9 protein-coding genes are annotated in these 11,800 nt (G+C 31.5%); all 9 read left to right on the forward strand.

The features are described 5' to 3' along the window. The coding region (locus HRT41_15525) for a tandem-95 repeat protein (protein NQY25431.1) at positions 1 to 5,990 on the forward strand (5,990 nt) is incomplete at its 5' end. A gap of 78 nt (positions 5,991 to 6,068) precedes the next feature. After that, positions 6,069 to 7,985, forward strand: coding sequence for a transketolase (gene tkt, locus HRT41_15530; GenBank protein NQY25432.1), 1,917 nt, complete (start codon positions 6,069 to 6,071; stop codon positions 7,983 to 7,985). A gap of 119 nt (positions 7,986 to 8,104) precedes the next feature. Next, complete coding sequence (locus HRT41_15535) at positions 8,105 to 8,242, forward strand: hypothetical protein (GenBank protein NQY25433.1); 138 nt, start codon at positions 8,105 to 8,107, stop codon at positions 8,240 to 8,242. Next, positions 8,239 to 8,922: an MOSC domain-containing protein gene (locus tag HRT41_15540; GenBank protein NQY25434.1), complete on the forward strand. Its 684-nt coding sequence runs from the start codon at positions 8,239 to 8,241 to the stop codon at positions 8,920 to 8,922. Before HRT41_15535 ends, HRT41_15540 begins: the two co-directional genes overlap by 4 nt. Before the next feature lie 149 nt (positions 8,923 to 9,071). After that, positions 9,072 to 9,383 (forward strand): winged helix-turn-helix transcriptional regulator, encoded by a 312-nt coding sequence (locus tag HRT41_15545; protein ID NQY25435.1) that lies wholly within the window; start codon positions 9,072 to 9,074, stop codon positions 9,381 to 9,383. Positions 9,384 to 9,398: 15 nt separating this feature from the next. After that, positions 9,399 to 9,755, forward strand: a complete 357-nt coding sequence (locus HRT41_15550) for a gamma-glutamylcyclotransferase (protein NQY25436.1) — start codon at positions 9,399 to 9,401, stop codon at positions 9,753 to 9,755. Positions 9,756 to 9,776: 21 nt separating this feature from the next. After that, on the forward strand, positions 9,777 to 11,039 hold the full coding sequence (locus HRT41_15555; GenBank protein ID NQY25437.1) for an arsenic transporter: 1,263 nt from the start codon (positions 9,777 to 9,779) through the stop codon (positions 11,037 to 11,039). A gap of 21 nt (positions 11,040 to 11,060) precedes the next feature. Then, positions 11,061 to 11,468 carry an arsenate reductase ArsC gene (locus HRT41_15560; GenBank protein ID NQY25438.1) on the forward strand — a complete coding sequence of 136 codons (408 nt, stop codon included), beginning with the start codon at positions 11,061 to 11,063 and terminating at the stop codon, positions 11,466 to 11,468. Further along, complete coding sequence (gene arsD / locus HRT41_15565; protein ID NQY25439.1) at positions 11,468 to 11,800, forward strand: arsenite efflux transporter metallochaperone ArsD; 333 nt, start codon at positions 11,468 to 11,470, stop codon at positions 11,798 to 11,800. The genes HRT41_15560 and arsD overlap by 1 nt, the downstream gene beginning before the upstream one ends.

An 11,800-nucleotide genomic window follows, 5' to 3' on the forward strand; every position in this document is an offset into this window, starting at 1 on the left:
ACGGTGGAGATTTACCAGATTATAAAGTAAGTGCAGCATCAAGTACAGGTGATACAGGTTCAATAAGCATTGACCCAACCAATACAACAGATGTAGATGATGGCTTAACTGTAACAGTTGATTCTCAATTAGCTTCAATTACTGAAGGGACAGCAACAACTTCTACAATAGTGGGAGATGCGGAATCTACAAACCCAGATAATTCAACAATCACATTTAGTATAGATGACACAACAAACTATGCAATCGATCCAACATCAGGTGTTATTACATTAACAACTGCTGGTGCAAAAATCGTAAATGACGGTGGAGATTTACCAGATTATAAAGTAAGTGCAGCATCAAGTACAGGTGATACAGGTTCAATAAGCATTGACCCAGTAGATACAGATGTATTACCAGAAATTACTATCAATGATACTATATTGACAAATGACAATACTCCAACATTTAGTGGAACTTCTGAAAATACAGATGGCGACTTTACGTTAAATGTAAATGGAGAAGACTATACAGTTACACCAGAAGCAAATGGAACATGGAGCTTTACTATTCCAGCAGAAGATGCTTTAGATGATGGAAATTATACAGCTACTATTTCAGGAAGTGATGCACAAGGAAACAATGTAAGTGCAAATGATGCTCTTACAGTAGATGCAGATGCACCTGATATTAATGAATTAAAAATAACAGATATTGTTGATACAAATGGAGATCATTCTGAGATTATAATGAGTGGTACAGCAGATGAAGCTGGTAATACAATTAAACTTTATGATGAAGATGATAATTATTTAGGTTCAACAACTGTATTAGAAAATGGAACTTGGAGTTTTGATATTACAAATTTAGAAAACACTCCTCGAAATGATAATGAATTCTTTAAAGTAACAGAAACTGATGCTGCTGGTAATGTAACAGCTGAAACACCTGCGGTTCATTTTAATGCCTTTACTTGGAATAATGCTCAAAGTGATGATTTTGATGATTATGCATTAGCAGGTAGTGGTGATGATACTTTTACTTTTAATGATAATGATGTAAATGATAGTATTGTTTTTGATGGTGGAGATGGAACAGATACTGTTATTTTAAGTGGAAATAGAGAAGACTTTACTATTAGTATAAATGATAAGGGCGAAATTGTAATTGTTGATAATATCAATACCACAGGTGATACTATCATTGTAAGAAACACAGAGGTTTTCAAATTCAATGATGGTACATTTACCGCTGAAACTGTACTTTCAGGAGATTTACCAGAAATTTCTATTAATGATATTGGCTTAACTAATGACGATACTCCAACATTTAGTGGAACTTCACAAAATACAGATGGAGACTTTACTTTAAGTGTAAATGGAAAAGATTACAATGTTACACCTGAATCAAATGGAACGTGGGTGTTTACTATTCCAGCAGTAGATGCTTTAGCTGATGGAAATTATACAGCTACAATAAAAGGAAGTGATGGGCAAGGAAATCAAACATCTGCTAGTGATAGTTTGAGTATAGATGCAACTGCACCTGATATAAATGATTTAAAAATTACTGATATTGTTGATAATGAGGGTGATTATTCAAGTGTAACTATGAAAGGTACGGGAGCTGAAGTTGGAAATACTGTTACCCTTTATAATGAGGATGGAGATGCAGTTGGGACAACAGAAGTTCAATCTGATGGTACTTGGAATCTTTCAATTGAAAATCAAAGTGGAACACCTGTTAATGATAATGAATTTTATTCTGTGACAGAAACAGACAGTGTTGGGAATACAACAGCGCAAACAAATAGCACACATTATTGGCATGGGTCTTCGTCTAATATTAATACTGAATCAAGTGATGATTATGTAATGACTGGATCTGGAAATGATAGAATTAATACAGATGATGTATTATCTGGAACGAATGAAAATGGATATGTGACTAGTAATAACGATGATACAAATGATTCCTTAGTAATAGATGCGGGAGATGGAACAGATACTGTTTCTTTTGGAAAAGATATTGAAGAATACACGATTACGACTGATTCAACTGGAAATGTAATTGTAACAGAATCGATTGAAAGCGATAGTAATGATGACGGAAAAGGCGATGTTACAGAGCTTAGAAATGTAGAAACAATTGAATTTAAAGATGGTACTTATGATGTAGCAAGTGCTGTCTTTACTTCATACAATGTAGCTCCTGATGCAGTAGATGATAATACAATACAAGAGAGTGTTTTCTTAGGAACAAAAGAAGAAGACGGAAGCATCTCTCAGTGGGGAGCACAAAATACAGATGGTTCTTTAACCTACTCAACAGAAAATGGAAATGAAATCACTATAAGTGCAACAAGAGATGGATCAAGTACATCTATTGGATTTATGGATGATGATTTAGATAATCAAAAAGGCGTTGGTATAGGTGCCGTAGGTGGAAATGATGCACAATTAGAACAAAATGAAACCGTAACAATTGATTTTGGCGGAACTATTTTGGCAGGTGCAGAAATTGGATTAGCTGGACTTGGGGGCCATTTTGTTAGTACTCATAGTGCAGATGCAAAAGCAACATGGGAAGCATATGATAATAATGGAAATGTAGTAGCAAGCGGAGAATTACAACAAGATGATGATGCTTCTGTAATGACTAACTCTTTTACTGTAGGGGTAGCTTTTTCAAGTATTGAATTTTCTTTAAATGCAAATATAAATTCAAACTTTACTATTCAATACGTAGATGCTACTTATGTGGCTTCTGATATTACAACACAAGAAGATACGTCTCTTATTATTCAAGCCTCAGATTTATTGGCAAATGATACAGATACCAATGGTGATACAATAACAATTACAAATGTGACGGCTAGTACTAACACACATGGTACAGTTAGTTTAGATGATAATGGAAATGTTGTTTTTACCCCTGAAGAAAATTATTCAGGGGTTGCTAGTTTTACGTATACCATTAGTGATGGAAATGGGAAAAGTGATACTGCAACGGTTACAGTACAAGTAAACAGCGTTAATGATGCACCTGTTATTGATGCTTTATCTACACAAATAGTAGTAGAGGACGGAACCTTAGTTGGTCAAATTACTGCAAGTGATGCAGAAGGGGATACTTTAAGTTTTACTATTAAAGCTGGTGCTGATATACCAAATGGATTGATTGTAAATACAGATGGAAGTTATACCTTTGATGCAAGTTCATATGATTCTTTAAATGAAGGACAGTATGCAAATATCTTAGTGCCAATTGTAGTTAGTGATGGAAATGGGGGAATAAGTGAAACAACCTTAAATATTAATGTTACAGGTCTTAATAATGATCTTACTTTTGTAAGTGAGAGAGCTGGATATGATAATGTGGTTGGATATTATGAAATAGATGAGAATGGAAAGCCTATAGGAGAAGCAACCATAGTTGTGGATAATCAAAATGGAATGAATTCTGGGGCGCATTTAAGTGATTTAAATCCTAATACAAACTATGGATTCTTTATAATTGCTGGTTATAATGCAGATGATACTGTTGATGAAAACAGTGTAATTACTTTTGATACTACAAGTTCAACGCCTGTATTATTAATAGATGGAACTGCTTCATCTTTTCCTGTGTATTATGATAACCCTGTTTTTAATAGCGATGGAAAAGATCATTTTGTGTTTACTTCTGATGGACAAGGTGGAACAACTATTAAGATTGAAGATTTACCTAATCTAGGAGATGCTGATTTTGATGATTTAGTATTACATCTTAATTATGAAATTAGTGATAAAACATTGGCTGATTTTGCAGGTAAGGTTACACTTGATATTGAAGTGGTAAGTTACAATGTTGAAAAAGGAATGGGTAATATAGAGGATAAAATCAAGGAAATTGAATTAAATGATGATACTATTATTATAAATGGTGATTTAAATAATGAAATGGAATTAGGTTCTAGTGATGATGTGGTTTATATAGAAGGTAATACGAATGAAAAAATAAAGCTAGAAGCAGGTGATGATACTCTAGCTATAAGTGGGAATGTAAATAAAGAAATTAAGACAGGCTCTGGTGATGATGCGGTTTACATTGAAGGCAATACAAATGAAAAAATAAAGCTAGAGGCAGGTGATGATACCCTAGTTGTAAGCGGGAATGTAAATAAAGAAATTAAGTCAGGCTCTGGCGATGATAGAGTTTACATAGAAGGTAATACGACTGATAAAATAAAATTAGAATCTGGCAATGATATGATAACGATCAATGGTGCAATTAACAAAGACATTGATGGTGGTTCTGGAATAGATTCAATTGTATTAGGCTCATATACAAAAGCAGATTATGACAATAATGTAAATGGAATTCAAAACAAACTTAAAAACTTTGAAAACTTTAAATTCTCTGATGGTGAAACTATTGGAGATAGCAGCGTTTTTAATGAATCAGAAGTGACATATGAAACTACTATTTCTATTCTTGCTACACAAGAAGACATAAATGAGACTTTATCTGAAGTAAGTATTCTTATTCCTAATAATGTAAGTATGGTTAAAGATTCAAATGGAAATGAATTAAGTATTGAAGATGGAAGAGTTTCAATAGAAGTGCAAACAGGTGTACAAGCATCTATTATACTGATTAGTGGGAGTTCTTTAAGCAGCAGTGAAATTAATACAATAGAAGGAAGTGTTACTACAAGAGAAAGTAATGGAGATACAAGTACTGCAACAGATTCAATTGAGAGCAGTACAACAACGATGGATATTGTTAAAGAAGGTAGTGATATTGTAAATCTTGGTAATGATGGTGATGGGCATGCTTATGGATATGCACCTGATGATATTGAAACACAAGTATTTGATTTTGGAGTATTAAACGCAGGAAAAACAGTTACTTTAACATTTGATTCTACTGCTACAGGAAGCTGGGATAATGCGGAAACTGCATCTTCAATAACGGTTGATAAGTTTATTATTTCAATTAATGATGTAGAAGAAGAAACCTTGACATACAATCATTATACAGATTCAAATAATACATGGAATGAATCCAAAACCTATACGGGTGTATTAAACGAAGAAGGAAAGCTTGAGGTTTCATTTAACGTAAAAAGTACATACAATCAAGAAATTGTTAATATTACAGATATAGAAGTTGAGTTAAAAGATGCAATTGTTGACGGTACGTATTCAACACCTATTATTCTTGATTTAGACAATGATGGTATTGAAACTATATCTTTAGCAAATGGTGTGAAATTTGATATTGATAATGATGGAGATATTGATCTTACTGGTTGGGTTGGAGCTGATGATGGTTTATTGGTTCGAGATATTAACAATGATGGAATTATTAATGATGCCTCTGAATTATTTGGTGAAGAAACAATTAAAGAAGATGGAACAAAAGCCAGTGATGGATATGATGCTTTAAGAGAACTGGATTCAAATGAAGATGGCGTTATTAATGCAGATGATGATGCTTTTTCTGAACTTAAAATTTGGCAAGATTCAAATTCAGATGGTATTACTGATGAAGGTGAATTAATGGGTCTTAAAGAAGCAAATGTTTCTGAAATATCTTTAGGCACTATTACTAGTAATGAAACATCAAATGGTAATGTTATTGGTCTTAAATCAAGCTATTTAGACAATGATGGAAACGAAAAAGAAGCAGCTGATGTTTGGTTTGAAATAGAAGCAAAAGATTTAGTTCTTGATGATGATATTGATTTGGTTTCTGCAAAAGTAGAACCTGAAGTTGATAAAATGGCTTTAAATAATCAAAATGTTGATTTAAAAGGTGTCTTATTAGCTGATGAAGAAGAATATATAATTTTTGGAGAAAATGAAAACAGTATATCTTTGCAAGACAGTGATTTAAAATGGGTAAAACAAGAAGAAAATGAAATCATTGATGATGAAGAATTTAAAGTCTTTGAGAGTACTTTTTCACCCAACTCACATATAAAAATATTTATAGATAATGATATTGATGTGGATTTATAGAAGGCACTTGCCTTCTATAAATAACTTCACTTTTTAGGCTTATTTGGGTATAATCGCAAAAAATTATTCATAAATAGGATTCATATGTCTTTACTTCAAAAACAAGCTGATACAATTAGGTTTTTAGCAGCTGATATGGTACAAAAAGCAAACTCAGGACACCCAGGTGCACCTATGGGTTTAGCTGATATCGCAACAGTATTAAGTACTCACTTAAATATCAGTCCAACAAACTCAAAATGGTTAAATAGAGATAGATTAGTCTTTTCAGGCGGGCATGCAAGTGCTTTAATTTATTCATTATTACATCTTTGGGGTTTTGATTTAAGTATTGATGATATGAAACAATTTAGACAAACACACTCTTTAACTCCAGGTCATCCTGAATTTGGTCATACTCATGGTATTGAAATTACGACAGGACCTTTAGGTCAAGGTATTGCAAATGCGGTTGGTTTTTCAATGGCTTCTAAATATGCTCAAAATGTTTTAGGAAAAGATGTTATTAATCACAAAGTATACTGTTTTTGTGGAGATGGAGATTTACAAGAAGGTTTATCTTATGAAGCTACATCAACAGCAGGACATCAAAAATTAGACAATTTAGTAATTATTTACGATTCAAACAATATTACAATTGAAGGCGATACATCTATTGCTTGGGATGAAGATGTAGTTACACGTTTTAAAGCTATTAATTTTGAAGTAATTGAAATAGATGGACATAATTTTGAAGAAATAGAAGCAGCATTTGTACAAGCAAAAGCAGCTACAAAACCTGTATTAATTAAAGCAAATACTGCTATTGGTAAAGGTGCTGCAACGATGGAAGGTTCACACCATACTCATGGTGCACCACTTGGAGATGATGAAATAGCAGCTTCGAAAGTAAACGCTGGTTTTGATCCTTTGGAAAAATTTGTAATTTCATCTGATGTAAAAGCTGCTTTTGATAAAACAAAAAGTGGTCAAGATCTTGTATCTGCATGGGATACTTCTTTAAATGCAGAAGATAAAGCTAAAATAAAAACCTATACGAACCCTGATTTTTCTAGTATTGAATATCCCTCTTTTGAAGCAGATACTTCTGTTGCAACAAGAGATTCCAATCATAAAATTTTAAATGCAATTGCAGCTGCAATACCAGGTTTTATGGGTGGATCAGCTGATTTAGCACCTTCAAATAAAACAGAATTAAAAGGCATGGGAGATTATCCTCATGGTAAGAATCTGCATTTTGGAATCAAAGAGCATGCTATGGCATCTATTTGTAATGCTATGAATTTATATGGTTTATTCAGAGTTTTTTCCGCAACATTTTTTGTATTTTCTGATTATTTAAAACCAGCAGCAAGAATTGCAGCGTTAGCTTCTATTCCTCAACATTTCGTTTGGACTCATGATTCAATTGGTGTTGGTGAAGATGGACCAACACATCAACCAATTGAGCACTTATCTCAATTTAGAGCCTTACCTAATTTTTATGTTTTTAGACCAGCTGATGCTACTGAAAATGTAGAGTCATGGAAAAAAGCCTTAACGCTGAATGCTCCTAGTGCATTTGTATGTTCACGACAAGGATTAAAAGTTCTTAAAAATGAAAGAGCTTTTGGAAATGTTGAAAATGGTGCTTATTTGCTTAAAAAAAGAGACAATGCAAGTATTACTATTATGGCTTCTGGAAGTGAATTAATGTTAGCGTTACAAACATCTTGTGAATTAGAAAAAGAGGGTGTTTTAGCTAATGTGGTTTCTGTTCCTTGTTATGATTTATTTATAGAACAAGATAAAGAATACATTTCAAGTGTAATTGATAAAAATACAAAAGTATTTGCTATTGAAGCGGGACGTGCGCTGGAATATTATAGATTTGCTGATGTTGTATATGGAATGGATACTTTTGGTGCTTCTGGACCTGCTCCTGAATTATTCGAGCACTTTGGATTTACAGTACCTTCAATTAAAGCTAAAATTTTAGCTGACTTAAAAGACTAAACTTAATAAAACAAGCTTTTGGCTTGTTTTATTAATATGTACAATTTATCCTATCTATTGTAGCTTTTTGCTATTCTTATCCTGTTTTATTTTTTGTAAACTCTTTATAAGGAAATCAAATGAAACACTTATTACTTAAAATTACTTATTATTTTGTTTATCTAAATTATAACGTATCAAAAAAAATCTGTTTGTTTTTTGAAGAATGGGAACATGACTTAATGACAAAACGTATTCTTCTTTTGGATGAAAAATGAAAAGCCTAAGTATTGAAAATATCTTTGCAGGAAAAATAAAAGATATAAAAGATACCAAGGGAAAAAAATATCAAAGTTCTTATAAAAAAGAGCCAATTACTGAAGAGGTTTTTGTTACTTTTTTAGGATTAAAAAATGATACTCAAACAGATAAAGGACATCACGGAGGTTTTGATAAAGCCATTTGTGTTTATTCTAAAAAGAATTATGCTTATTTTAAAAAGACCTATAATATTGATTTACCCTTATGTGCTTTTGGCGAGAATATTACTCTTTCTAATACGGATGATAAAGATATTTGTTTGGGGGATCAATATTCAAATGGAAGTTTGATTGTAGAAGTATCTCAACCCAGACAACCATGTTGGAAAATATCTTCTATTTTAAATATTAAAAAACTCACGTCTCTTGTTGTAAAAGAGGCTAAAACGGGATTTTATTTTAGAGTGATAAAAGAAGGTTATTTATACCAAGATAAACCCTTAGAGCTTATATTAAGACCTCATAAAGATATTAATATAGAGTTTATTAATCAAGCACACCTTACTCGTAATGAAAAAGATATTGAGTGTATTTTAGAATGTAAAGTGTTAGCAGGTGCTTTTAGGATTTTTTTAGAGAAAAAAATTAAAAATAAGAAAAATATTGTACTTGAAAAATGGCAAGAAGAGGGCTACTAAAAGTTAAGTACTCTTGTATTAAACAAAAGAGATTTATACAGCGCTAAAATAAACAAACATATGCACTTTACAAACTTACATCTATATATCAACATATCTTGATATATAATAAATATTTGGTTATACTTCCTTAAATTATAAGGATGAAGATGGATGTGTTTTTAAAAACTACTGCTGCGTTAAACGATCCTACTCGAATAAAAATCCTTCAATTTATAAATCTTCATGGGAAATTATGCGTTTGTGATTTAGAAATATCCTTTGATATGATTCAATCACGTTTGTCAAGGCATTTAAAAATCTTAAAAGAAGCAGGATTTCTAAGCGTAAAAAGAGAAGGACGATGGGCTTTTTATGAAATACGTTCTCCTCAAGATCAATTTAGAAATGAATGCATAAAAGAAATTATGTATTTAGAATTAGATTTACCAAAACTTAAAAAAAATTGTAAAACATCATAAAATAGAAGGAAAAAAATGGAAGATTGTTTATTTGTATATGGAACATTAATGCCTAATTGTCCCAATGGACATGTATTAGAAGAAATTGTAGGAAAGTTTGTACCTGCAACAGTAAGAGGAAAATTAAAAGATCAAGGTTGGTCTGCTTCTATGGGTTATCCTGGTATTACTTTAGATGAGACCAGAGATACTATTCATGGTTTTTTGTTCTATTCTAGTAACTTGATAAATCATTGGGAAAAACTTGATATTTTTGAAGGGGATGAATTCGAACGTCTTGAAGTCTGTGTTGAACGATATGATGAGTTTGAAGTTGATACGTATATTTATGTCTTAAAAAGTGTGGATACTTTTGAAGATGACAATGTCTAATACAAGTAAAAAAGGAAGAGTATGATACTTGCCTCCTCTTTATTTATAATAACACTTATTTTTGTTATTTGGCAACCTAAAGATCTTCAAATAGGAACATCTGCTGTTATTGGGGCAATTGTTGCTTTACTTTTAGGAGTGGTATCATTTTCGGATGTACTAATTGTTAGTTCTATAGTTTGGGATGCCACCTTAAGTTTTATTGGAATCATTATTTTATCTATGGTTTTAGATGAAATTGGTTTTTTTGAATGGTGTGCTTTGAAAATGGCAAAAGTATCGAATGGAAATGGACACAAAATGTTTGTTTATTCTATTTTATTAGGGGCTTTTGTTTCTGCTATTTTTGCAAATGATGGAGCAGCACTAATATTAACGCCTATTTTATTAGCAAAAATGAAAATACTAAAACTTAATATGAAAAGTATTGTTGCTTTTTTATTAGCAGGGGGATTTATATCTGATTCTGCTTCTTTACCTTTTATTTTCTCTAATCTTACTAATATTGTTACCGCAAATTATTTTAATATTGGTTTTATGGAATACCTAAGTATTATGATTGTTCCTTATCTTGTTAGTGTTGTAGCTTCAATAGTTTTTTTATGGTTAATTTTACGAAAAGATATACCTAAAGAAGTTGATATTTCTTTATTAAAAGAACCTAGAACAGCTATTAAGAACATAACATTATTTTATATTTCTTGGGTATTTTTACTTGTATTGTTAGTGGGATACTTTATTGGTGATATTTATGATTTACCAGTAAGTGTATTTGCTTTAGGGGGAGGATTATTATTTTTACTTATTGCAACAGCATTTAAAAGTGTTAAACCCCTACATATTATAAAAGAAGCTCCATGGCAAATTGTATGGTTTTCTATTGGTTTGTATATTGTTGTGTATGGTTTGAAAAATGCTGGTTTAACGGATTACCTAGAAGTAGTTTTAAAAAACATAGCATCCCAAGGTGATGTATTTGCTATTGTTGCTACTGGTTTTTTATCGGCATTTTTATCAGCCATTATGAATAATATGCCAACCATTATGATTATGGATATAGCTTTGGAAAATATACCTAATACGGCTTTAGTATATGCAAATATTATTGGTTCAAACTTAGGACCCAAAATGACACCTTTTGGTTCTTTAGCAACACTTCTTTGGTTACATGTATTGGCAAAAAAAGGAATTAATATCTCTTTTTTACAATACAGTAAATTTGGATTTATTATAACGCCACCTGTGTTACTAATCGTATTACTTGCTTTGGCTTATAGTTATTAATTTATAAATAAAAGGAAAAAAATGAACACAGATAAAAAAATATTAATTTTATGTACAGGGAATTCGTGTAGAAGTATTATTGCGGAAGCTTTAATTAATGCTAACTTAGATGGTTATAGCGCTGATTCCTCAGGAGTAAAAGCAAGTGGAAAAGTCAATTCAAATGCGATTAAATTATTAAAAGAAAAAAAAATCTGGTTAGATTCTTATTATTCCAAAACGTTGGATGTTGTTATAAATAATGCTTATGATTTAGTAGTTACTGTATGCTCAAACGCTAAAGAAACATGCCCTATTTTCCCAAAAGCAGTAAAAACAATTCATGTTGGTTTTGAAGATCCCGATGGTTCCTCTTTTGATTCTTTTGTTAAAACGTATAATGATATTGAAGAAGTGTTATTACCTAAAGTAATAGAAGCACTAAAATAATGATGAAATGTAAAACCTTAACAATATATGATCCTGCTATGTGTTGTCCCACAGGTGTGTGTGGAACTGACATTGATGTTACACTTTTGCAATTAGCAAACTTCTTAAGTTCATTAAACAAAAAAAACTTTGAAGTTAATAGATATAGTTTAACAACTAATCCAGCAGAGTATGTATTAAATAAAAGTGTTTCAAGACTTTTACAGGATGAAGGTGTTTCGTGTTTACCATTATTTTTCTTAGACGATGAGCTAATTCTATCAAAAGAATATCCAAGTGTTCCTAGCTTAAGTGCTAAACTTGGTTTATCTTCTTTTGTAGCTAAGCTTTAA

It is taken from the genome of Campylobacteraceae bacterium (assembly GCA_013215945.1).
GTDB lineage: Bacteria > Campylobacterota > Campylobacteria > Campylobacterales > Arcobacteraceae > NORP36.